The 23,069-nt window shown below is 38.5% G+C and carries 18 protein-coding genes, 4 tRNA genes and 1 pseudogene; 11 read left to right on the top strand and 12 right to left on the bottom strand.

Going from position 1 to position 23,069, the window contains the following annotated elements:
• Positions 1 to 109 precede the first annotated feature (109 nt).
• Together HLV59_RS02385 and HLV59_RS02380 are read right to left on the bottom strand one after the other, a co-directional pair.
• Positions 110 to 772 (bottom strand): ribonuclease T2 family protein, encoded by a 663-nt coding sequence (locus HLV59_RS02385; RefSeq protein ID WP_171429255.1) that lies wholly within the window; start codon positions 770 to 772, stop codon positions 110 to 112.
• Between the two features lie 57 nt (positions 773 to 829).
• Positions 830 to 2,773 carry a lytic transglycosylase domain-containing protein gene (locus tag HLV59_RS02380; protein ID WP_171429254.1) on the bottom strand — a complete coding sequence of 648 codons (1,944 nt, stop codon included), beginning with the start codon at positions 2,771 to 2,773 and terminating at the stop codon, positions 830 to 832.
• A gap of 287 nt (positions 2,774 to 3,060) precedes the next feature.
• On the opposite strand from HLV59_RS02380, the gene miaB reads away from it, so the two are divergent.
• Genes miaB through ybeY form a run of 3 tightly spaced genes read left to right on the top strand, consistent with a single transcriptional unit; the run spans position 3,061 to position 6,124 of the window.
• Positions 3,061 to 4,512, top strand: coding sequence for a tRNA (N6-isopentenyl adenosine(37)-C2)-methylthiotransferase MiaB (gene miaB, locus HLV59_RS02375; protein WP_002119558.1), 1,452 nt, complete (start codon positions 3,061 to 3,063; stop codon positions 4,510 to 4,512).
• 37 nt (positions 4,513 to 4,549) lie between these two features.
• Entirely contained in the window at positions 4,550 to 5,638 is a 1,089-nt protein-coding gene (locus HLV59_RS02370; RefSeq protein ID WP_002119513.1) for a PhoH family protein, read from the top strand.
• 9 nt (positions 5,639 to 5,647) lie between these two features.
• Positions 5,648 to 6,124 carry an rRNA maturation RNase YbeY gene (ybeY, locus tag HLV59_RS02365; RefSeq protein ID WP_171429253.1) on the top strand — a complete coding sequence of 159 codons (477 nt, stop codon included), beginning with the start codon at positions 5,648 to 5,650 and terminating at the stop codon, positions 6,122 to 6,124.
• 51 nt (positions 6,125 to 6,175) lie between these two features.
• Here ybeY and HLV59_RS02360 read toward each other — a convergent pair whose 3' ends face one another.
• Entirely contained in the window at positions 6,176 to 7,060 is an 885-nt protein-coding gene (locus HLV59_RS02360; protein WP_171429252.1) for an energy transducer TonB, read from the bottom strand.
• A gap of 232 nt (positions 7,061 to 7,292) precedes the next feature.
• Between HLV59_RS02360 and HLV59_RS02355 the strand changes: the two genes are divergently transcribed.
• The 3 genes from HLV59_RS02355 to HLV59_RS02345 all read left to right on the top strand — a co-directional run bounded on the left by HLV59_RS02355 (position 7,293) and on the right by HLV59_RS02345 (position 9,483).
• A complete protein-coding gene (locus HLV59_RS02355) occupies positions 7,293 to 7,964 on the top strand; it encodes a hypothetical protein (RefSeq protein ID WP_171429251.1) in 672 nt (223 codons plus the stop codon).
• Between the two features lie 158 nt (positions 7,965 to 8,122).
• Positions 8,123 to 8,836 (top strand): DUF3108 domain-containing protein, encoded by a 714-nt coding sequence (locus HLV59_RS02350; protein ID WP_171429250.1) that lies wholly within the window; start codon positions 8,123 to 8,125, stop codon positions 8,834 to 8,836.
• 71 nt (positions 8,837 to 8,907) lie between these two features.
• On the top strand, positions 8,908 to 9,483 hold the full coding sequence (locus HLV59_RS02345) for a xanthine phosphoribosyltransferase (RefSeq protein ID WP_002119547.1): 576 nt from the start codon (positions 8,908 to 8,910) through the stop codon (positions 9,481 to 9,483).
• A 47-nt stretch (positions 9,484 to 9,530) separates the two neighbouring features.
• On the opposite strand, the gene wrbA is transcribed toward HLV59_RS02345, so the two are convergent.
• Positions 9,531 to 10,139: an NAD(P)H:quinone oxidoreductase gene (gene wrbA, locus HLV59_RS02340; protein ID WP_171429249.1), complete on the bottom strand. Its 609-nt coding sequence runs from the start codon at positions 10,137 to 10,139 to the stop codon at positions 9,531 to 9,533.
• Positions 10,140 to 10,500: 361 nt separating this feature from the next.
• On the opposite strand from wrbA, the gene HLV59_RS02335 reads away from it, so the two are divergent.
• Complete coding sequence (locus HLV59_RS02335; protein WP_016143545.1) at positions 10,501 to 11,748, top strand: YihY family inner membrane protein; 1,248 nt, start codon at positions 10,501 to 10,503, stop codon at positions 11,746 to 11,748.
• 103 nt (positions 11,749 to 11,851) lie between these two features.
• Here the strand turns inward: HLV59_RS02335 and HLV59_RS02330 are convergent, their stop codons facing one another.
• Positions 11,852 to 12,493, bottom strand: a complete 642-nt coding sequence (locus tag HLV59_RS02330; protein ID WP_171429248.1) for a fumarylacetoacetate hydrolase family protein — start codon at positions 12,491 to 12,493, stop codon at positions 11,852 to 11,854.
• 39 nt (positions 12,494 to 12,532) lie between these two features.
• Positions 12,533 to 13,030, bottom strand: coding sequence for a YcxB family protein (locus HLV59_RS02325; RefSeq protein ID WP_171429247.1), 498 nt, complete (start codon positions 13,028 to 13,030; stop codon positions 12,533 to 12,535).
• A 224-nt stretch (positions 13,031 to 13,254) separates the two neighbouring features.
• Here HLV59_RS02325 and HLV59_RS02320 point away from each other — a divergent pair, with 224 nt between their 5' ends.
• On the top strand, positions 13,255 to 13,947 hold the full coding sequence (locus HLV59_RS02320) for a nitroreductase family protein (protein WP_171429246.1): 693 nt from the start codon (positions 13,255 to 13,257) through the stop codon (positions 13,945 to 13,947).
• 115 nt (positions 13,948 to 14,062) lie between these two features.
• On the opposite strand, the gene HLV59_RS02315 is transcribed toward HLV59_RS02320, so the two are convergent.
• Both HLV59_RS02315 and HLV59_RS18810 read right to left on the bottom strand, forming a co-directional pair.
• Positions 14,063 to 14,139, bottom strand: a tRNA-Arg gene (locus tag HLV59_RS02315).
• Between the two features lie 142 nt (positions 14,140 to 14,281).
• Positions 14,282 to 14,380: pseudogene (locus tag HLV59_RS18810) on the bottom strand (hypothetical protein); the annotation flags it as partial.
• A gap of 339 nt (positions 14,381 to 14,719) precedes the next feature.
• Between HLV59_RS18810 and HLV59_RS02310 the strand changes: the two are divergent.
• Positions 14,720 to 17,122, top strand: a complete 2,403-nt coding sequence (locus HLV59_RS02310; protein WP_216606752.1) for a beta strand repeat-containing protein — start codon at positions 14,720 to 14,722, stop codon at positions 17,120 to 17,122.
• A 64-nt stretch (positions 17,123 to 17,186) separates the two neighbouring features.
• On the opposite strand, the gene HLV59_RS02305 is transcribed toward HLV59_RS02310, so the two are convergent.
• From HLV59_RS02305 to HLV59_RS02290, 4 genes are all read right to left on the bottom strand, one after another.
• Positions 17,187 to 17,780: an HAD-IB family hydrolase gene (locus tag HLV59_RS02305; RefSeq protein ID WP_171429245.1), complete on the bottom strand. Its 594-nt coding sequence runs from the start codon at positions 17,778 to 17,780 to the stop codon at positions 17,187 to 17,189.
• Between the two features lie 106 nt (positions 17,781 to 17,886).
• Positions 17,887 to 17,963, bottom strand: a tRNA-Arg gene (locus HLV59_RS02300).
• Positions 17,964 to 18,002: 39 nt separating this feature from the next.
• Positions 18,003 to 18,079: transfer RNA gene (locus tag HLV59_RS02295), tRNA-Arg, on the bottom strand.
• Positions 18,080 to 18,089: 10 nt separating this feature from the next.
• Positions 18,090 to 18,180 (bottom strand) — tRNA-Ser (locus HLV59_RS02290).
• A gap of 261 nt (positions 18,181 to 18,441) precedes the next feature.
• Between HLV59_RS02290 and rnr the strand changes: the two genes are divergently transcribed.
• The gene (gene rnr, locus HLV59_RS02285) at positions 18,442 to 20,859 is read left to right on the top strand and encodes a ribonuclease R (protein WP_171429244.1); all 2,418 of its coding nucleotides are present in this window, start codon (positions 18,442 to 18,444) and stop codon (positions 20,857 to 20,859) included.
• A 134-nt stretch (positions 20,860 to 20,993) separates the two neighbouring features.
• A complete protein-coding gene (locus HLV59_RS02280) occupies positions 20,994 to 23,048 on the top strand; it encodes a M3 family metallopeptidase (protein ID WP_171429243.1) in 2,055 nt (684 codons plus the stop codon).
• Positions 23,049 to 23,069 lie beyond the last annotated feature (21 nt).

Below are 23,069 nucleotides of genomic sequence, written 5' to 3'. Positions count from 1 at the left end.
CATGTAAAAGCGACTCATTTTCACCAAAAGTCTGATAGAAAATACAAATTAACCTTTATAAATAGATTCAATGTATGGCGAGCATTTCCTTACGAAATGACCATCACCTTTAGTAACTACCTTTAATCATGATTTCACCAGGGCAATTCGATACTACATGATTTGCACATTGTTTATATTGGCCTTTTACCGTGTAACAAACTTTCACTTCTGTTAAGACCACATCCGAACGCGATAACTGACAACTAAAACGAATACCATTTTGAGGTAAGCTCGGATTAAGGCGAATGAATTGCTGTCTTAACGCAGATTGTTGCATTTCAACATTTGTTGAACTTGTAAGACTAGCCGGAATTTTTAGACGTTCAGCAAAATTAATAACAGTACGGAAATATTGGCTTGCATTCATAGGAACGCATCCGCCTACACTTTTCCATAGCTGTACACGAGCATTATTATCGGGCATAACCCGAGCCACGACTTTAGCTTGCAATGGAGACAAGGTTGCAGAACTGTCTGTTGAGCAGTTACTTTGGTTTGTTTCCGGCATGAGGCCTGTAATTGTCAGTGAATATCCTTCAAGACATTTACGTTGTTTTTGTTTAGAGGGATCTAATGCACATGCAGCAGGTGTCATTTGCACATGCATAACATACCCCTGTAAATTAACAGGTTCGGCATGTAAAACGGAACTCATCAACCCTACTCCCGCACAGATGAGCCACCATGCAAGTTGCAAAATTGAATGAAGTTCCAAATATCTATATTTCATTTAATTAAAACTTGAATATGCCAATTAAAAGAAGATCCATCATCAACTACCTTAAAGTTAAGGCGACGTACGCATTGGAATGACTTTCATACGCTGCGATAACGACTGGGCGCCTTGACCCAATATTACGCCGTAATGTGTTGCATTCGTCATAACGTGCTTGACGTAATCTCTGGTTTCTAACAATGGAATTGTCTCAGTATATTGGTCAGCCGAAATTGATTGATAATCCGGTTGCCAACGTCTAGCCCGATTAGGCCCCGCATTATAACCTGCTGTCGCCAAAACAGGGTTATTGCTTAATTGTCCCTGAATCATCGACAAATAAAATGTTCCATATCGAATATTAGTATTCATTTCATTTAATGCAGCCGGATTATAAGTTTCACCCATTTGACGTGCAATCAACTTCGCTGTATCAGGCATAATTTGCATAAGACCACCCGCCCCAACGTGAGAACGCGCAGAAGTAACAAACCGACTTTCTTGACGCATTAAACCATAAGCCCATGCAGGATCAATTCCTGCATTGTAACTATGACTTACGACATTAGTCTTATGAGGAGTCACATAGCGATAAGTATCATTATGCTTATTTGTTGTACGATCTGCTGCATAAATTGCACGGTCATACCACCCCATGTCATGAGCACGCTTTGCCGCAGCTAAAAGTAACCCATCGTCATGCTGAAGATAAGCTTGACGGACTGCCCAATTCCACTCTCGATTCGTATAAGTTGGATTTGCATTAATACGTCTTAAAGTAAAAGCACGATTAAAGTGAACATTCTGATCTAAACGTCTTAAATCACTTGCCGTTGGCTGATCATCATAAGGTTGATGGTTATAACGCTCACCTAAGCGATCTTTTGCTAAAAGGTTATGATAGTCATCACCCGCCTGAGCCAGTTTTCTATAAATTTGTTGTGCTGTTGCTTTAGAAGCACTATCACCACGCTGCTCTGACGCCCGAGCAAGCCAATATTGCCAACGGTCTTCTTGTTTTTGGGTTACCGTCATACTATCAATAGCGCGGATTAAACTTTCCCACGCCCCAAAACGAATCGCCTGACGCGCATAAATTTCGGCTTCTTCTGGACTTAATGGATAACCATAACTTGCATCAAAATATTGAAGAACTTCACGATTAAAATTATTTTTCATTACCGTGGTGCCACCAATATAGGCTACCGTACGATATAAATATTTTTGTACATTTTGTGGCGTACCTTGGGCAACACGCTGCACATTTGAAAAAGCATTACTTAAGTCATTATTAGCTAAACGCCCTAACGCGAAAATCAAATAAGCATAATCTGCATCATTTGTTTTAGGCGCACTCCATAAATAATTGAGTGGATTGGCCTGAATTTGGTTAAGCTGGGCTAAAGAAAGATTCAAGCCCAAAGTTTGTGCTGTCGCGAGCGCCTGCCCAGACAGACCTGCACGCAATTGTACCCATAGACGCTGTTGTTTATCTTGTGCGCTCATTAAAGGGCTAGATAACATCATGCGCCCTAAACCTAAGCAAGATTCTGGTTGTGACTCAGTTGCTAACCAAACATCTTTATATTCAGCAAAAACTAATGCATCACCGCTTTTCGCCCGCACCTGTGCCAAAGCACAATTTTCGGCTTGGTCAGGATTGGTGACATAAGATAAGACGGGTTGTGCAGATGCAAAGTCAGCTTGTTTAACTTTTTCTTCAACATAATCGGCTGCTAATTTTTCAGCCATTGCTGATTGTGGATAGCGTTGAGCAAAGCTTACGATAGAGGCAGTAGGTTGAAAGCCAAGGTTCGTATTAAGTTTCCAATATTCTGGATAGTATCCCAACACATCATTTTGCATAGCAAGCTGATATTGGTCTAATAACGCGGTATTACCACTATTTGCAGCATTTAGTGCATCATTAAACTGCTCTTCGGCAGCATAGGTAAATGAACAACCAAGTAAACACATAGCTCCTAACCAGCTACGATGCATATATTTATTTTTCATTACACGACTATGGATTGATGAGCTCTTTCTACTTGGTCTCATATATGTGCTAAACCCTGACTATTCACCTTCAACGCATAGTTTAATTATTCTTCGTGCTTTCTTTTGTTGTGTTATGTAACTCTATGATTCAACATCATTAAAATTCACCTAATTTACTTCACAAAAACTGTGTCATGTTCTGAAAGTTTACTGTTATCGGTTCAGCTCAAATACTGCTATAATAGATGGTTTGACCCATTTTGGGCCAATTTATTCTTTTTTAGATCGATCTGTTAGGAGCCTGCATGACGGTTCAAACCTTCATTCCCAATGGTGCCAAAGCTGCCTCAGAAAACACTGTTACCCAGCCAACGCACACCACTGATGTTTCAATAAAAAAACTTTATATTGAAACTCAAGGGTGTCAAATGAATGAGTATGACAGTCACCGTATGGCAGACCTTTTAGGGGATTCTCACGGTTACGTTTTGACGACCAACCCTAATGAAGCAGACATTCTGCTCATGAATACGTGTTCTATTCGCGAAAAAGCGCAAGAAAAAGTATTTAGTGAATTAGGTCGCTGGCGCAAACTAAAAGACAAAAACCCTGATCTCGTGATTGGTGTGGGTGGGTGTGTTGCATCTCAAGAAGGTGACAACATTCAAAAACGTGCGCCTTATGTAGACATGATTTTTGGTCCACAAACATTACACCGTTTACCACAAATGCTTGATCAACATAATGCTCAAGTAGAAAAACCTAAAAAAGATAAAATCAAACTGGTTGATATTTCTTTCCCAGATATTGAAAAATTCGACTTCTTGCCCGAACCACGTGTAGAAGGCTTTAAAGCATTCGTTTCTATTATGGAAGGCTGCTCTAAATACTGTTCTTTCTGTGTAGTTCCCTACACACGCGGTGAAGAAGTTTCTCGTCCATTAGATGATGTACTTGCAGAAATTGCAGGTCTTGCGGAAAAAGGTGTGCGTGAAATTTCACTTCTGGGTCAGAATGTAAATGGATATCGCGGTGAAACCTTTGAAGGTGGTATCTGTACCTTCCCTGAATTGTTACGACTCGTTGCAGAAATTCCAGGTATTGGACGTTTACGTTATACAACATCGCACCCACTTGAGTTCTCTGACGAGCTAATTCAGTGTTATGAAGATTTACCTCAAATGGTGTCACATTTACACTTGCCTGTTCAAAGTGGATCTAACGATGTTTTACAGGCAATGAAGCGAAATCATACGATTGATGTTTATATCGACAAGATTGCCAAATTAAGAAAAATACGTCCTGATATGCATTTATCGAGTGACTTTATTATTGGTTTCCCTGGTGAAACTGATGAAAACTTCGCCGAAACACTTCAATTTATCAAAGACTTAGATTTTGATCATTCATATAGCTTTGTTTATTCAAAACGTCCGGGTACACCTGCATCAGACTTGCCTGATACTACGCCTGAGCACGTTAAGAAAGAGCGTTTAGCTCAAGTTCAGAAAGTGATTAAACAGTCTAGCATTGAAAAAACTGATGCAATGCTTGGCAAAATTGAACGTGTTCTTATTGAAAAAGTTTCGGACCAAGACCCTAATATTTTACTAGGCACAGCCGATAATACACGTCTAGTCACTTTTGTAGGTGATGCTTCTTGGGTAGGTCGTTTTGCAGAGATTGAGATTACTGAAATTAAAACTTTAAATTTAGTTTACGGTGAGCTCTTGAATCTTGAGCCTGACGTGGCGTAATGTAGAGGTATTCTAAAGTCTACTGAAAGGTTTTCTCTTGACTGCAGCGATTCGACGTACCGTAACATTTCCTGAAATTTCAATGGAACGTTTAAAGAGCATCTTGGGTGCCTATAATGGGCACCTTAAGCAAATTGAACAGCGTTTAGATGTCAAAATTACTCATCGTGGAGATGTTTTTCATATCGATGGTGAAATAGATGCTGTTGGGAGAGCCGAAGCATTATTGCAACGACTCTACGAAGAGTCTGAGGTATCCCAGCAAATCAGTGCAGATCTGTTGCATCTGTTAATTCAATCTTCGCAAACTGAACGTAATTTCGAGTTAGTTGGAGAAGAAATGGATGAACATGATGCACCAATGGATGTCTATTTCCAAACTCGAAAAGGCCGTATTAACCCACGTGGTGCTAATCAAAAACGCTACGTACAGCGTATTTTGCAAAGCGATATTTCTTTTGGTGTTGGCCCTGCGGGTACAGGTAAAACCTATTTAGCAGTTGCCGCCGCAGTAGATATGCTCGAACGTAACGAAATTCAGCGTATTTTACTTGTACGTCCTGCTGTAGAAGCTGGAGAAAAGCTAGGTTTCTTACCGGGTGATTTAACTCAGAAAATCGACCCATACCTTCGCCCTCTTTACGATGCCCTTTACGAAATGCTCGGCTTTGAAAAAGTTGCTAAGTTAATCGAGCGTCAAGTGATTGAAGTTGCACCTCTTGCATATATGCGTGGTCGCACACTTAACCATTCATTTGTAATTTTGGATGAAGCTCAAAACACAACGCCAGAACAAATGAAAATGTTCTTGACCCGTTTAGGTTTTGGTTCTCGTGCAGTGATTACAGGTGATATTACCCAAGTAGATTTACCTCGAGGCCAACAATCTGGTTTGGCACATGCATTACGTGTACTCGAGAATATTAAAGAAATTCATATTACCCGTTTCCATTCCCGTGACGTTGTACGTCATCAACTTGTTCAAAAAATTGTTGAAGCGTATGAAGGTTGGGATGGTGAACAACAGCGTCTTAATGCTGAAGCACGTGCTGAACGCAAAGCACGTCAAGAAGCATTAGTTGCTGAAAACGATACAGCAGCAGACTTGCAACATCAGGATGCTTAAGGATTCATTTTGAAAATCAGTTTAAGTTTACAACAAGACTTTCAATCACCTGAGTTAGAGCTCAAACGAGCTCAACTCAAAAAAATTATTGAGACTACTTTACGCCACGTTGGTTATAAAGAAGATTGTGAAATTGGGGTTGCTTGCGTTGATTTGGACGAAAGCCAAGAACTCAATTTGCAATACCGAGAAAAAGATAAACCGACTAATGTTTTATCTTTCCCAAGTGATATTCCAGAAGAAGTTCTACCAATGCTAGATGCCTTACCATTAGGTGATTTAGTTATTTGTATTCCAGTGGTATTACAAGAGGCTTTGGAACAAAAGAAAACTGCCCAAAATCATTTTGCACATCTGTTAGTACATGGTGTTTTACATTTACTTGGTTATGACCATGAAACTAGTGATGAAGATGCAGAAGAGATGGAAGGCTTAGAAATTGAAATTTTAGCAAAACTCAATATTGCTAACCCTTATCAGGAATAATGTGATCATTAGTAAAATGTGGATATCCTAAAAGTTATCCACATTTTTTAATTAGTGAACCTCAAATTCAGCTTCAGCTGGGTCAAAACGCCAAGTACGTACAATACGCAACTCCGAAATATCTTTCATATTGGCATCAAAATGCCCAAATGGTGCGCCGCGGCGTACTGAAGACTTCGCTGCTTCATCTAGAACTGGATGACCTGAGCTTTCAAGCAAGCGAATTGCACGAATTCCCCCTTGAGCATTCAAAATTACCATAAGGCGAACTTCACCTTTTAACTGCTGCTGTTTCGCTTCTTCTGGATAATAACGGTTGCCATAAAGCTCTACTTTTTCACGAAATTTCTCTAAATAAATAGCTGAAGCATCTTTCTTTGCTTGAATACCATCTACTGTTTTAATTTTTTGCTGACGGCTGAAATCTTGTTGGCGTTGTAAATATTGTGCTTCAAGGCTTGCAACCATAGCAGCTTTTGCTTGAAATTGACTTTGTAGTTGTTCTAGTTCTTTTTTTCTTTGGCTTGCATCCGCTTGTTTTTGCCAACTCAAAACCGTCATTAAAACTTTTTCTTCAAATTTAAGCTCTCTTTGTTGATGAATCTTTTGCAAACTTTCTAACTCAGTATCTCCAGTTGAAGCATCATTGAGCATCGGATTTGGAGTATCACTAGAAGTCCGATGAGCTTCACGAAATGCGCCCGAGCCTTGCTGATCTGCTTGCGCTAAAAAATCTGCTTGGTGAACTGGCTCATTGCTTGGCCGAATTGAAATTGCAATTTCTTTAGTAGATTGCTCTGAGGGGCTAGGCATGGCAAAGTGAATGAGCAATACAAAAATATGCAGTAAGATTGCCAATATTGTTGCAGCAATAAAGACTCGGTCTTGCCACCAATAATGAAAAGGCTCTATGGATAAACTTCTTTTGTTCAACATAATCTTAAAAGCATATAAATGCCTTTTCCCCACGGTTTAATACCGAATAAAATACAAACTGATATTCAAATATGGATAAAAGTGTGATTCACTTCAAATATAGGGTTTTATCCATTTTCATTTTGTCAAAATGTATCAAGTAAATTTGCTACACTGCAATATCAAAACCCGTTTTTTATCATAATAAAGATTGTGTGGGCTCTTTAGTAAATTATCTTCTGGAAGTTCTTTTATGCAAACGCTATTTTCCTCATTAGTCAGACGCCTTCAAAAAGTCTATAAAAAAGCAGAAGCATTCATTGAGGAAGAAAGAGATTTTACATTATCGCAAACCTTTCTGAATGCTACTTTGCAACGTTACGTGACCAATAATGTTGAGTTTTTAGATGACCTACATGCAGATCTTTATCATGACTGGTTAAGATTATATGCAACCATGCATGTAAAAGGTTTAGAAACCACACTATCGGTTGATTTAAAACTGATCCAGATGGAATTTAATAAAGAACAGCAACTTTTAGTTTTTGAACAAATTAGTAATACACAAATTATTGAAGCGAAATATAAAAACTTTTGGCAAAAGATCGCCGTAAAAGCCGCAATTTTTTATTACCATAAAATTTTGAAAAAAGACCCTTTGGGGATGATTCTTGAACGTTTTAATGTAGCAGAAGAACGCGATGAACTTATATTTCTTGATCTCAACCGTTGGTTTGGCAAAAAAGCCAGCATCATCGAAACATTAGGCAAAGTACATATAAATTACGCACGAGTTCGTGAAGCTGAGTTAGTTGTATTTGGAAATGTGAATTTAGCAGCCTTACTTTCTCGTGATCAGGACGACGATTTTGAAGAAGAATTCGTAGATTCTGAAATAACGCCAATTCAGCAAAAAGATGAATAAACGGTTTATAAATGAAGATGAATTAACTGCCAAAAAACACAAATAGATTACACATTTAGCATAAATCCTGATTTTTTCTCCATGATCAACAGGCATAATATGTTTAAGTTACAGATGCATCAGCACTGAATTTTTAGTCTGTACAAGGATATTTACTTATGGCAACAAAATTTCTGAAATCGTTTGGCATCGCAACAGGTATTTCAACAACTTTGCTTTTTGCAGGCTTCTCAAGCCATGCACTTGCCATGAGCCCATTTCAGGCAAATTATCAGTTTACTTATAATAATAAAGGCATGGGGTCGGCTACACGTGCCTTAAGCCAACAAGGTAATAACTGGACTTATAAATTCACTGCAAAAGCAGGTGGAATTGCGTCCGCAAGTGAAACAAGTAAATTTAGTTTCACCAATGGTAAAATTGGGTCTCAAAGTTTTAGCCGTACCAGCAAAATTTTGATTCATAACAACACCATGAGTATTAACTTTAATCCAAATAGCAAAACTATCTCTACTAAGAAAGATGATAAAGCTCGTTCATTTGCTTGGCAGGCAGGCGTTCTTGATGAGTTAAACGCAGAGTTACAACTGCGTGAAGACTTAAAGAATGGTTCACTGAAGTCGTCTTATCCACTTGCAGATGCAAAAGAAGTGGAAAACCGTCGATTTGTAAAACAAGGTAATGAGAAAATTAAAACCTCTTATGGCACATTCGATACCATTAAAGTCGTTTTACAACATAAAAAACCTGAACGTAGTACAGTCTTTTGGTTAGCCCCAAAACTAGATTATTTACCAGTTAAAGTTAGCCATATTGATGGTAAAACTTCTTATGGCCTGTTATTAACAAGTTATACAGGTAAGACGAATTAAAGCTTGCATTTTTTCGGATGCTTTTTAAAATACGCATTTGCTTTAAAAGCATCCGTCTAGAGGATTCTCCCGTGCACGCACTAGAACAGAAAATCTTAACAGAAGGTATCGTTCTATCTGATCAAGTCTTGAAAGTCGACGCTTTCTTAAACCACCAAATTGATCCTGTACTCATGCAGCAGATTGGTAAAGAATTTGCCGCTCGCTTTAAAGATGCAGGGATTACCAAGATTATTACCATTGAAGCATCAGGTATTGCACCTGCAATCATGGCAGGTTTGGAACTTGGTGTACCTGTAATTTTCGCTCGTAAATATCAGTCATTGACGCTAAAAGATGACTTATATCGCTCAAAAGTATTTAGTTTTACTAAACAAACTGAAAGTACAATTGCGATTTCAAACAAGCACCTTCATTCAACTGATAAAGCATTAGTTATTGATGACTTCTTGGCGAATGGTCAAGCAGCATTGGGATTGATTGATTTAATTCACCAAGCAAATGCAGAAGTTGTAGGCGTGGGTATCGTAATTGAAAAATCATTCCAACCGGGCCGTGATTTATTGCTTGAAAAGGGTTACCGTGTTGAATCATTAGCACGCGTTCATTCCCTTACGGATGGCAAAGTTACTTTTGTAAAAGAATAAATTGTACAAATAAAAAAGAGCGGATAATCCGCTCTTTTTTTATTTAATTACAGTGCAGTAAGAAGCTTTTTAGCGACTTCGCCTAAACGCTTGCCTTGAGCTTCACACAAAATCTTTTCGTCCTGACTTAAGTTCTGGTCATGACGCGGTCCACTTACATGACTTGCTCCATACGGCGTTCCACCTGTTTTTGTGTTAGACAACGCTGGAATTGCGTTGGGTAATCCCATAATCATCATCCCATGATGAAATAACGGCGGTAGCATAGTGAGTAAAGTACTTTCTTGCCCACCATGCATTGAACCAGACGAAGTAAAAACGCATGCTGGTTTATTATGTAATGCCCCATTCAACCAAAGACTTGTGGTTTGATCCCAAAAATATTTCATTTCACTTGCCATATTGCCAAAGCGAGTTGGAGAACCTAACGCTAAACCTGAACAATTCGCTAGATCATCTAACGTACAATAGATATCGCCTTCTTCCGGAATGCTTGGCTCAGCGATGGTGACGACTGGAGCAATATTTGGCACTGTCCGAATTTTCACTGACATACCCGCAGTCTCAACACCGTTGGCAATTAAATGAGCCATTTCTTTTGTAGAACCATATTTGCTGTAATAGAGTACAAGAATGTAAGGTTGCATCGGTTTCATAAATTTTGTTAAAAAGAACACTATACGGGATTTTTTATTTTTTTGGCGCAACCAATTTTATGAAATTCTAGAGGTGATTGATGGTATAGCACCAAAGATAACACGAGCAAATTTCTCAAATTCGACGAGTAACAGTTTTTTCTACTTTTGATAAACCCATGCTCAGACAACAGAAAGTCTACTTTTTTGAAAAAAGTTTATAGCTACAATTCTTTCTATAGCGCATAGTAAACTTACAGAATGTCTTTAATTCTATAAGTTATTATTTTGCTCTAATCTACTATTTGAGTGTTTAAGCTCATACTTTGATAAGCTATCAATTGCCCAACATGATGATTAAAAAAATCGGGATAGACGACGCATGTTACAACGTTTTTTAAATAAGCTTCCTTTTTATAATAAAACCTGGTTTCAGTTCGTTTTATATGTATTTAAGCGTTTTGAAGCTGATCGGTGCCGTGAACAAGCTGGCTCTCTCACTTATACAACCCTATTTGCAGTTGTGCCGATGTTAACGGTTTTTTTAGTAATTATTTCTTCAATTAAAGCCTTAGAACCAGCAAGACAACAGCTTCAACATTTAATTTATAGTAACTTTTTACCGAAGAGCACGATCGCATTTGATAAAGCACTAAATGCTTTTACAGAGAAGTCGAGCAACTTAACCATTATTGGTGTGCTGTTTTTATTCGTGACTACTGTCTTAATGCTGACCTCAATTGAAACAGTTTTTAATCGCATTTGGCGTGTTAAAGAAACTCGCAGTGGCATTATGGGCTTTATGCGTTATTGGACAATCATCTCCTTAGGTCCGATTATCTTAGGAAGTGCATTTGTCATTTCATCTACAGTCGCTTCCATGAACTTATTAAGTAATAACTTCACGGGGTATCAACTTGATGGTGCATTTCTACTTTGGCTTATTTCTTTTGCTCTTACCATTTTGGGTTTTTTCATTTTATATTGGACAATTCCCAATCGCACAGTTCCACTATATTCGGCAGCAATTGCCGCATGTTTAAGTGCGGCATTGTTTGAAACACTCAAAAATTTATTTAGCTTTATCATGTCAAACTTTACTAGCTATGAAATCATATATGGAGCATTTGCAGCAGTACCCATTTTCCTGCTATGGGTCTTTTTATCTTGGAATATTATTTTGCTAGGTGTAGAAGTGAGTTTTGCTTTAACTGCCTTTCATTCAGGTAAAGAACAAAAACGGCACCCTGTTTTAATGCTATTAGATATCCTTGAATTGTTTTATAAAAAGCAGAAACTCGGTGAAAGTGTAAATGATAAAGAAGCTCTAGAAATTTTAGGCCGTGGAGAAATTGGCCGTTGGCCAGCTTATGTGCTTTTACTAGAGGAGCAGAATTTAATTAAACGCACAGATAAAGATGAATATGTGCTTGCTCGTAATTTATCTCAAGTCGACTTTTGGAGTTTTTTTACAGCTCTTCCTTACCCGCTACCACTACGGGAAGATGTTCTAAATGTACATGATGACGATGAATGGATGGAAAAAATTGGACCTGCTTTGGTCGAATCTAACGATTATTTGGCTGCTAAGCTTTCGATTCCTCTCTCAACAATTTTTGAAGAGAAATAGAAAATAGAGCTATTTATTAATAGAAATACCCTATCTCCTAGCTAATAAAAAAACCCTATTATTGAAAAAATAGGGTTTTTTTATTGTCCATTTTAAGAACAGATTAGGCTTTCACAAAAGTTTCCCATACAAAATCTTGCGTTGCACCTTTTAATGTCATTTTCAACTGATCACCTGAGTGTAATGGACCAACCCCAGCTGGTGAACCTGTCATAATCACATCACCCGGTTCGAGTGAAAAGACCTGATTAATATCAGTTAACAGTTCGCCAATAGTAAACATTAACAGTGCAGTATTACCATCTTGACGCAACTCATCATTAATATGGAAAGTGAATTTGGTCTCTTGCCAATTTGTAATTTCTTTTGTATCAACCCAGTCTGACAAAACACAAGCACCATCAAAAGCTTTGGCACGCTCCCATGGATGACCTTTACTTTTCAAATCATTCTGTAAATCACGCATTGTTAAATCAAGACCCAACGTCACTGCCCCAATCGCCTTTAAAGCTTTTTCAGGGTCTGTTTCACCCTTTAAAGGCTGATCAATGCGCAAAACTAATTCACACTCAAAGTGACAACTGCCCCAAGCTGGATTCCATGAAATACCGTCATTTAAACCAATCAAGCTACTCGGTGGTTTAATAAATAATATAGGTCTGTCAGGCATAGCATTATTTAATTCTTTAACATGATCGGCGTAACTTCTGCCCACGCAAACGATTTTTGAAGGACGTGTATTCATGAGGCTTCCTTTGTTGTTGCGGCTAATAATTCCAATAATTTATTTCTTAAATGTATTTTCAAATATGGTTTGATCTGAAAGCTGCGCAAAAGCACGCTTTGGTACAATAATTACAGTTTTATTTTTTAGCTCAAGCATGTAAGTCAATTTGCCTTTAGCAAAAGTTTGTACATCCGCATATTGCATCACTTGCTTACGACCATTGGCATAAAGCTCAAAATAATCTTGATATAAGTCAATTCCCTGCTCGCTCTTTCCCAACTGGTAACGAATAAATTGACGCTTAAATAACATCGGTAAAAGCCAGTAACGCATCAGAACTTGCATCACCAGAAAAAACACGCCTAACCCGACATAATATCGACCAACACCAGAGAGACCTAAATAAAATCCCCAAATAATAATTGCGATACTAATCGCAGGTGTTAGAAAACGGGTAATTTGCTTTTTCCCAAAAGTCACTAATGAAAATCCATCTTGTGACTCTTCTAAATTCAAATAGTAACGTAGAGATAAAGCTGTTTTTTGCTCGGTCATTGCACTGCATCAATACTCAATAAATCTAAACTATTAGAGCATATTCATTTCAGCTTTAAAATGAATCAAAAGCTATTTTTTAATTTGTTTAAAGGTGAAGCTTATTAGTAGATTGGAAGATCAGCTACGTTGCATATATAGAACGTAGATTCATATTTTTTGAGCTTATTTCAGTTTTTAAAATTTCTACAATAAGAAACATCACCTTCTTAGTGGAATGTCTCATGTCTTTTCTTGCAAAATTATTTGGCTTAAATCAAAAAGCAACTGTCTCAAAAGATGTGGTTACCCAAGCCATTCAAGAGAACCATCTTTCAAATGACATTAACTTTTTAGAATTAATTAAAAAACGCCGTTCTATTTATTCAATTGGAAAAAACTTAGAACATACTTCTGCGGAAATTGAAGAATTGATTCAAGAGGCGGTCAAACATAGCCCATCAGCGTTCAACTCTCAATCTTCTCGTGTTGTGATTTTATTTAATCAATCTCATCAAAACTTCTGGAATATTGTCTTAGATGTCTTAAAAACTATTGTTCCTGCCGAAGCATTAGCTGGAACTGAACAAAAAATCCAAAGTTTCGCAGCGGGTGCCGGTACAGTTTTATTTTTTGAAGACCAGAATGTAATTAAAGGTCTACAAGAACAATTTGAAACGTATGCAGATAATTTCCCCGTTTGGTCTGAACACTCAACCGCAATCGCACAGTTTGCAGTATGGAGTGTATTGGCTGAACAAGGTATTGGAGCTTCTTTACAGCACTATAATCCAATTATCGATGAGAAAATTAATGCTGCTTTTGATATTCCTGCTCAATGGAAATTAAGAGCTCAATTAGTATTTGGTTCAATTGAAGGCAAAGTAGGCGAAAAAGCTTTTATTGAAGACGAAAGCCGTTTTAAGACATTTGGCTAACTTTTTCGACTTCAAATTATTTATGAGCTAGTTGCCATGAGCACTAGCTTTTGAATGGAAATAATAAAAAAATAGACACAAAAAAACCGCTATATATAGCGGTTAATTCTTCAAGTGGTGCGCTCAGAGAGATTCGAACTCCCGACCCCTTAGTTCGTAGCCAAGTGCTCTATCCAGCTGAGCTATGAGCGCGTACTTGATGTTGCGCATTATACGCATTTTTCATAGCTTAGGAAGCCTTTTTTCATCTTTCTGTCATCAAACGTCTAGTTCTTAGCCAGAACCATATTTTATATAAAATCGTGGTTAAAGAAATTGAAGTTTTTCTCACCTAAGATGTATTTGAAATATTTTTTTTCAAATAAGTTTTAACGGTTTTTTGAAGTATTTGGCCATATACCTAGAAGATAAAGGCTACTGTTTTAGTCAACATTATAGAAATAATATATTTCTGATTGAACCTAACCATTATAAGCCTACATGAAATTTAACTAAGATAATGCTTCAAATAAGTGAAAATATGATTAAAAAAATAATTAGTTAAAATTATATAATATAAAAATTATTATTATTTTTATGTCTAAATTAAATAAATTATTATTTCTTTAAATATTATTTAATAACAAAAAATGTGACTAAAAATACACATTGACAGCTTTTGAGATCTAACCAATACTAAATCGCAATTATTGAGATACACATCTCATTAATTAACTCGCGCAATAAATAATACTTACTTAAAAATACATAATTATACAGGAAATAGACCAACATGTTTTTACTAAAAAATCTCGTATCTTCGATATCAAAAGTGACTCAAGACTTGGGCAACATTATATCGGTGAACACTACTGTAACGGGCGGCTCTTCTGTTGAGGGTCAGATATCAACCTCTGGTTTACTTTCAGACACTCTATCTACAGTAACAAATACCCTTACTACGACCACAACGGGCCTTATTTCTGATACCGTTGGTACTGTTACTGGCAGTATCGGTTCTACAAGTCCTGTAGACACAGTAACTAATATTATTGGCGGAGTAACTGGCGGTATTGATCTTGGAACTTCTCCAATTTCTCCAGTTATTGACGTTGTTCAAGGTGGTATCGACATTCTTCAGGGTGTTGAAAGCCTAAAAACTGAAATTATCAATACTGGCATTGAAACTGTTGCGGATACTATCATTGGTGTCCTTCCTCAAACTGAACACCCTGTTTCTGAAATTGCTGATCTTGGCACTTTAACTTTCGAAACTTCTCGTGACACAGTAAATGGCACGCTTGAAGTTATTTCTGATCTAGTGGGTGGAGATATTCAAGGCGCAACTGAGTCTGCTACTGGTGTCGTTGAAACATTAATCACTAATGGCACAACTGCGACTGGTATTGTTACTGAGGTTGTCGGCAGCATTACAGATGTCGTTGGCGGTGTAACTGGTGGTGTTGATGGTAACCCTCTCGAAGTAATTACCGATATTATTGGCGGTGTAACTGGCGGTGTTGATGGTAATCCGCTTGAAGTAATTACTGATGTTATCGGCGGCGTAACTGGTGGCGTTGACGGAAATCCGCTTGAAGTAATTACTGACATTATCGGTGGTGTAACTGGTGGTATCGGTGATGGCACATCTCCAATCTCACCAGTTATTGACGTTGTTCAAGGCGGCATTGATATTCTACAAGGGGTAGAAAGTTTAAAAACTGAGATCATTAATACTGGTATCGACACTGTTGCTGATACTATTATTGGTATTCTTCCACAAACTGAATACCCAGTTTCAGACCTAGCAGATCTTGGTACTTTAACCTTTGAAACCTCACGCGACACGGTAAATGGTGCTCTTGAAGTTGTTTCTGATTTAGTTGGTGGCGACATTCAAGGGGCTACTGAATCAGCAACAGGTATTCTCGATACGCTGATTACAAATGGCACAACTGCTACTGGAATTATTAATAACATTATCGGCGGCGCAACAAGTGGTGATAGCCCACTTGGCGTGGTAACCGACATTATTGGTGGTGTAACTGGTGGCGTTGACGGTAACCCACTTGAAGTAATTACTGACATTATCGGTGGTGTAACTGGTGGCGTTGACGGTAACCCGCTTGAAGTAATTACTGACATCATTGGTGGTGTAACTGGTGGTGTTGATGGAAACCCACTTGAGGTAATTACTGACATCATTGGTGGTGTAACTGGTGGCGTTGACGGTAACCCACTTGAAGTAATTACTGACATTATCGGTGGTGTAACTGGTGGCGTTGACGGTAACCCGCTTGAAGTAATTACTGACATCATTGGTGGTGTAACTGGTGGTGTTGATGGAAACCCACTTGAGGTAATTACTGACATCATTGGTGGTGTAACTGGTGGTGTTGATGGAAACCCACTTGAGGTAATCACTGACATCATTGGTGGTGTAACTGGCGGAATCGGTGGTGGAACTTCTCCAATCTCTCCAGTCATTGATGTCGTTCAAGGCGGTATTGATATTCTTCAGGGTGTAGAAAGCTTAAAAACTGAAATTATCAACACTGGCATTGATACAGTTGCAGATACAATTATCAGTATTCTTCCACAAGCAGAACATCCTGTTTCTGAAATTGCCGACCTCGGCACATTAACTTTTGAAACTTCTCGCGACACAGTAAACGGCGCACTTGAAGTTGTTTCTGATTTAGTTGGTGGTGACATCCAAGGTGCTACCGAATCTGCTACTGGTATTCTCGACACGCTTATTACAAATGGCACAACTGCTACCGGCTTAGTAACAGAAATCATTGGTGGATTGACAGGAACTATTGGTGGAGTTACTGGTGGAGATAGCTCACTAGGCGTAGTCACTGATTTACTTGGCGGTTTAACTGGTAGCGTAGATGGTGATAGTCCTCTTGGCTTAGTGACCGACCTTCTAGGCGGCTTAACTGGTGGGGTTACTGGCGATACAGACAACCCTATCGGTATCGTAACAGATATCGTGGGTAGCTTAACGGGCGGTGTGACTGGTGAAGGTAGCTTAGATGTTATCTCTAATTTACTAGGCGGGTTAACTGGCGGCAACTTACTCGGTGGTGTAACGTCTACAGTATCTAGCGTAACTAATACAACGCATACTATCGGACCTACATCATTACTTACTGATAACTTCTTAGAAAACTCTTTCAATACTGTTTAATATAAGTCGTTAAAATAAAGCCACTTATTACAAGTGGCTTTATTTATTGATATATCTTTAAATATTAATTCATTTCTTCCCATCTATAATATTTCTTATGCGCCAGCTCTAACATTGCATAATCATTAGGTGTATCACCATAAGCATAAATTGTAGAATACTGAGTTAAATCATATTTGTTTTTTATTCTATTTACTTTTTCTAAATAACCACAATCACCATTAATAAAATCACCTGTCAAAATACCATCACGTATTTCAAGTTGATTACATATAACGTCTAAATCTAAAGATTGACACCAGCTTTCTAGATAAACGCCTAATGATGCAGATACAACAACAATCTGATCACCTTGTTGTTTATGCCAGAGAATACGTTCCAAAGCATTTTGACGCACACAGGTAGGAAGGACATTTTTAGCAAACTCTTGTCCCATATATTTTAGGGAATCCGCATCATAGCCCACGTATCCCACTTGGCAGAGTTTAGTTCGAATAGTTTTATCGGTTACCCATCCAAGCTTATAACCCGCTATATAAGGTGCAAGTCGAATACCACCGACTATTTGAGTTTTTTTGTTTAAAGAAAATTTAAGGAATAGACTGAATGTATCGCTGTGAGTGATCGTGCCATCAAAGTCAAATAAAGCTAAGTTCATTTATGATTATCTCTAATATAATTAAAAAGTTATAAATTTAGATTTTTTTAAAGTACTAAAAAGCAGGCACAAAAAAACCGCTATAAAAGCGGTTAATTCTTCAAGTTGGTGCGCTCAGAGAGATTCGAACTCCCGACCCCTTAGTTCGTAGCCAAGTGCTCTATCCAGCTGAGCTATGAGCGCGTAACTTGTGTGCCTTTCAGCGATTCGTTCTGTTTTACTTGGTGCGCTCAGAGAGATTCGAACTCCCGACCCCTTAGTTCGTAGCCAAGTGCTCTATCCAGCTGAGCTATGAGCGCATTAAGTAAATGGCGGTGAGAGAGGGATTCGAACCCTCGATACCAGTAATAGGTATGCTTCCTTAGCAGGGAAGTGATTTCAGCCACTCATCCACCTCACCGGAACGAGCCGCCATAATACAAACTAAAACCCTATTGTTCAAGTCATCATAGTGAAATTTTCTTGTTTTTTAGTTCAATGAATTATTTTTTAAGCAATTTTCTCATTATTTTCGTCTTTTTCGATCAAACGCTTGTTAAGATAGATATTATTTCTTCATCAAAATACTGTAGTGCATAACACATTATTGCAAACCTAAACGTGCAGTTCGGGTCTGCATGACTTATGCTAAACTTATCTGCCAAGCGTGAAACCAAACGACATGACAAAAAACTGGGCTGACCCCGAAGCAAAAGCTGAAGCTGAACGTTATGACAATCCTATTCCAAGCCGTACTCTTATTTTAGATACATTGGAACAATTGCAGACACCGCAATCACATGCAGAACTTGTCGATCATTTTAATATTCATGACCAAAAAAGTATTGAAGCTTTAAGTCACCGCTTAAGTGCCATGGTTCGTGACGGCCAAATCATGAAAGACGGTTTTAAATTTCAGTTGGTGGCAGATCAACCAACCTATGAAGCAACTGTTTATATTAATAGTAAAGGTTTAGGTACGGCACATATTGATGGTCAAACTGATCTTTTACTTCCTGAACGCGAATTACGTTTAGTATTTAATGGTGACCGAGTTAGAGTGCGCCAAACTTCGGTTGACCGTAAAGGTAAACCATGGGGTTTTATCACAGAAGTTTTACAGCATCGTGTTAAACAATTAATTGGTAAATTGTCAGTTCACAATGGCGAATATTTTATTCAACCCAACAATCCAAATCAGCACCAACCTATTCCCTTAGAAAAAGAATTGGTAACACACGCTGAAGCAAATGTTGGCGATATGCTACGTGTCGCAATAGATAGTTATCCGACTCGTGAAGAATTTGCGACGGCGCATATTATTCAATCTATGGCCGACAAAGCTGATACAGAAATTATTATTCCACAAACTATTCTTGAGTTTGGCTTACCTTACGAATTTCCAGATGAAGTTATAAAAGAAGCTGAAAGTTTTAAAGAGCCTTCCGCTCAAGATCGTGAAGGCCGCATCGATTTACGAGATTTAGCATTAGTTACGATCGATGGTGAAGATGCTCGAGATTTTGACGATGCGGTTTATGCAGAAAAGCGTCCAGGTGGCGGTTATCGTGTAGTTGTCGCGATTGCTGATGTTAGCCATTATGTACGCTTAGACTCAGCCCTCAATGAAGAAGCTGAGGAACGTGGTACTTCGGTATATTTCCCGCACTTTGTATTACCGATGCTACCAGAGGCTTTATCAAATGGCTTATGCTCTTTGAACCCTCATGTAGACCGATTATGTATGGTCTGTGACTTGAAGCTCTCTCGTACAGGCCGTGTAACAGGTTACGATTTTTATCCATCGGTCATGCATTCAAAAGCACGTTTGACCTATACACAGGTAGCACAATATTTTGACGGCGCAACAGATGCGATTCCAAAAGATCGTGATGTTCATAAATCTTTGAATACGCTTTTCCAGCTTTATCAGATTTTGAAAAATTTACGTGCTGATCGTCATGCAATGGAATTTGAAACCATTGAAACCTACATGACTTTTGATGAGCTAGGCGGGATTAAAGAAATTTTGCCACGTACACGTAATGAAGCACATAAGCTCATTGAAGAGTGTATGTTGCTTGCTAACGTTGCTGCGGCTGAATATGCATTAGAACATGATGTTCCAATGTTATATCGCGTGCACGAAGCGCCAGAGTTCTCTCGTATTCAAAAAGTAAAAGACTTTGTAAAATTACTGGGTCTACCCTTCCCTGACCAGCCAACTCAAGCAGACTATCAAAGAGTTATTGAGGCAACTAAAGATCGTATTGATGCACCGAGCATTCATGCTGTCTTATTACGCTCAATGATGCAAGCTTATTATGGCGCTAAAAATGCAGGGCACTATGGTTTGGCTTATGAAGCTTATACACATTTTACTTCGCCAATCCGTCGCTACCCAGATTTATTATTACACCGTGCCATTAAAGCACATCTCAAACAAAAGCCTTTTCCACTCTCTGGTGCTGCACTAGATGATGCAGGTGAACATTTCTCTCAAACCGAGCGTCGTGCTGATGAAGCATCTCGCAGCGTAACGACTTGGTTGAAGTGCCACTACATGCAACAGCATTTAGGGGATGAGTTTATAGGTATTGTGAGTGCAGTAACCGAATTTGGTTTGTTTGTGACGCTGAAAGATCTATATGTCGATGGCATGATTCATATTAGCCAACTCGGCGATGACTTCTTTATTTATGACCAAGCGAGTCAAAATCTAGTAGGTCAAAATCGTGGTCAAGTCTTTGGTTTAGGCGATGAAGTTAAAATTCAGGTTGCTGGCGTCAATCTGGAAGAACGTAAAATTGACTTCCAGCTGATTAAACAAGTAACTCATGCAGGCCGAGTAGTTCGTAGCCGTGCACCGCGCACGACTAAAACAACTGCACAGGCTAACGAAGAAGTCTTTAGTAAACCAACCGTCAGCAGTGATGGTGAAAGACCTGTTCACAAAAAGAAAGAAAAAAGCAAGCCAAGTTCTTACACCAAAAAATCTGGTAAAAAAACCTCAGCAAAAGCTGAGACTAAACCAGAGAAGGTGAAGAAAAAATCGAAGCCTAAAAAGAAAAAGTCGAATGCAAAATCAAAGGCTGAATAATGAGTAAATAATTATCACGTTTTAGTAATAAGTCTCCAATAGGAGGCTTATTTCTTTTTAAAAGGGTTATTTTACAGATTAAGCTTGATTTCCGACTTCAGAGGACCTACATCTAATACTATGTTTAAAAAATAATGTGGCTATTAGCAATGACTTTACAGCAAGCGACTTTACCAACTCCTCATTTTGATCAAATCAAATTAGAAAATTTAAAAAAGGATATTCAGCAAGCAATTCAAGCTGGACAAGAGTTTTTAAATACACTTACAGCCGCACCTATAGATACAGCTCAGCAACTTGCCGTACTTGAGCAAGTCGATACGCTTGAAAATAATCTAAGTGAATCATGGGGTGTTCTATCGCACTTAAATGCAGTAATGAGTAATTCAGAAACGAGAGAAGTTTATCAATCCTTATTACCAGCATTGAGTGAATATTACACTCAGCTTGGTCAACATACGGCGCTTTATCAAACTTATCAACACATCCATGATGGTCAAGGCTATACGTCGCTTAGCCCAGCCCAACAAAGTGCGATTCGCCTAGCTTTACGTGACTTTAAACTTTCTGGTGTAGCCTTAGAGGGTGAAGAGAAAAAACGTTATGCAGAGATTTCTGCGCGTCTTTCACAGCTTTCTTCTGATTTTTCAAATCACGTACTTGATGCAACACAAGCTTACTTTAAGCCACTTACCGAAGATCAGCTAAAAGGTCTTCCAGAAAGTAATATTGAATTATTAAAACAGTACGGCAAACAACGTGAACTTGATCAAGCTGTAGCAACCCTAGATTTTCCAGCATATTTTGCAATCATGACTTATGCCGATGACCGTGCATTGCGTGAAGAGCTTTATAGAGCTTATGTAACTCGTGCATCTGATCAGTCTGAACAAACTGAGTTTGATAACAGCAAAATTATGGAAGAAATTTTGAGTCTTCGTCAGGAAATGGCGAAACTACTTGGTTTCAATAACTATGCTGAATATTCTCTGGCAAGCAAAATGGCACCAGACGTAAAAACAGTACATGATTTTTTGATTGACCTAGCAGAGCATGCGCGTGCTCCTGCGCTTCAAGAAGTTGCCGAACTTCAAGAAATTGCCAAACAAGATGGTGTTGATGAACTTAAACCTTGGGATACAACTTACTATTCTGAAAAGCTTAAACAGCAACAATTCAAATTATCTCAAGAAGCATTAAAACCTTATTTCCCTGCACCTAAAGTTATTCAGGGATTATTCCAGATTGTGCAGCGTCTATATGGCATTAACATTATTGAAAGACAAGCACCTGTTTGGCATCCAGATGCACGCTATTTTGAATTAGAAGACCAAGGCCAAGTGATTGGTGGCTTCTTCTTTGACATCTATGCACGTACAGGTAAACGTGGCGGCGCATGGATGAATGGTTTCCGTTCGCGCATGCAAACACTTCATGGTTTACAAAAACCAATTTGCTACATGGTGTGTAATTTCACTCCTCCAGTAGGTGACCAACCTGCTTTATTGACTCATGACGAAGTGATTACTTTGTTCCACGAGTTTGGACATGGTTTACATCATATGTTGACCGAAGTAGATAATATCTCGGTTGCAGGAACGCACGGTGTTGCTTGGGATGCAGTAGAGCTACCAAGCCAGTTTATGGAGTTCTGGTCATGGGATAAAGAAAGCCTCGATGTACTAAGTGAACACATCGATAGTAAACAAACTTTGCCACAAGAATTACTGGATGCTTTATTAAATGCCCGATTCTTCCAATCTGGTATGCAAACTTTGCGTCAGCTTGAATTTGCATTATTTGACTTGACCATTCACACCAAAACACCTGCCCTAAACAGTGAGCAAATTCAGCAAACCTTAAACGATATTCGTAAGCAATATGCGGTCGTTCCTACTGTCGACTACAACCGTTTCCAACATAGCTTTAGTCATATTTTTGCTGGCGGTTATGCCGCGGGTTATTACTCTTATAAATGGGCAGAAGTTTTAGCGAGTGATGCGTTTGATCGTTTTGAAAATGAAGGCATTTTTAATACTCAAACAGGTAAAGAATTCCGTCAGGCAATTTTAGCTGTGGGAGGAAAAGACACCGCGCTTGAGGCATTTGTTAATTTCCGTGGGCGCGAGCCTAAAATTGACGCGTTGTTACGTCATCAAGGTTGGACGAATGACAACAAAACCGCTTAAACTATGGGCCTAAATTGATCG

The sequence above is a fragment of the Acinetobacter lactucae genome, assembly GCF_013122135.1.
GTDB classification, from domain to species: domain Bacteria; phylum Pseudomonadota; class Gammaproteobacteria; order Pseudomonadales; family Moraxellaceae; genus Acinetobacter; species Acinetobacter lactucae.
This window is presented reverse-complemented; position numbering and strand designations above follow the sequence as displayed.

Bases quoted from the DNA above. Each gene is read 5' to 3' on its own strand.
- HLV59_RS02385 (WP_171429255.1), bottom strand. From the start codon at position 772: ATGAAATATAGATATTTGGAACTTCATTCAATTTTGCAACTTGCATGG.
- HLV59_RS02380 (WP_171429254.1), bottom strand. From the start codon at position 2,773: ATGAAAAATAAATATATGCATCGTAGCTGGTTAGGAGCTATGTGTTTA.
- miaB (WP_002119558.1), top strand. From the start codon at position 3,061: ATGACGGTTCAAACCTTCATTCCCAATGGTGCCAAAGCTGCCTCAGAA.
- HLV59_RS02360 (WP_171429252.1), bottom strand. From the start codon at position 7,060: ATGTTGAACAAAAGAAGTTTATCCATAGAGCCTTTTCATTATTGGTGG.
- HLV59_RS02355 (WP_171429251.1), top strand. From the start codon at position 7,293: ATGCAAACGCTATTTTCCTCATTAGTCAGACGCCTTCAAAAAGTCTAT.
- HLV59_RS02350 (WP_171429250.1), top strand. From the start codon at position 8,123: ATGGCAACAAAATTTCTGAAATCGTTTGGCATCGCAACAGGTATTTCA.
- wrbA (WP_171429249.1), bottom strand. From the start codon at position 10,139: ATGAAACCGATGCAACCTTACATTCTTGTACTCTATTACAGCAAATAT.
- HLV59_RS02335 (WP_016143545.1), top strand. From the start codon at position 10,501: ATGTTACAACGTTTTTTAAATAAGCTTCCTTTTTATAATAAAACCTGG.
- HLV59_RS02330 (WP_171429248.1), bottom strand. From the start codon at position 12,493: ATGAATACACGTCCTTCAAAAATCGTTTGCGTGGGCAGAAGTTACGCC.
- HLV59_RS02325 (WP_171429247.1), bottom strand. From the start codon at position 13,030: ATGACCGAGCAAAAAACAGCTTTATCTCTACGTTACTATTTGAATTTA.
- HLV59_RS02320 (WP_171429246.1), top strand. From the start codon at position 13,255: ATGTCTTTTCTTGCAAAATTATTTGGCTTAAATCAAAAAGCAACTGTC.
- HLV59_RS02310 (WP_216606752.1), top strand. From the start codon at position 14,720: ATGTTTTTACTAAAAAATCTCGTATCTTCGATATCAAAAGTGACTCAA.
- HLV59_RS02305 (WP_171429245.1), bottom strand. From the start codon at position 17,780: ATGAACTTAGCTTTATTTGACTTTGATGGCACGATCACTCACAGCGAT.
- rnr (WP_171429244.1), top strand. From the start codon at position 18,442: ATGACAAAAAACTGGGCTGACCCCGAAGCAAAAGCTGAAGCTGAACGT.
- HLV59_RS02280 (WP_171429243.1), top strand. From the start codon at position 20,994: ATGTGGCTATTAGCAATGACTTTACAGCAAGCGACTTTACCAACTCCT.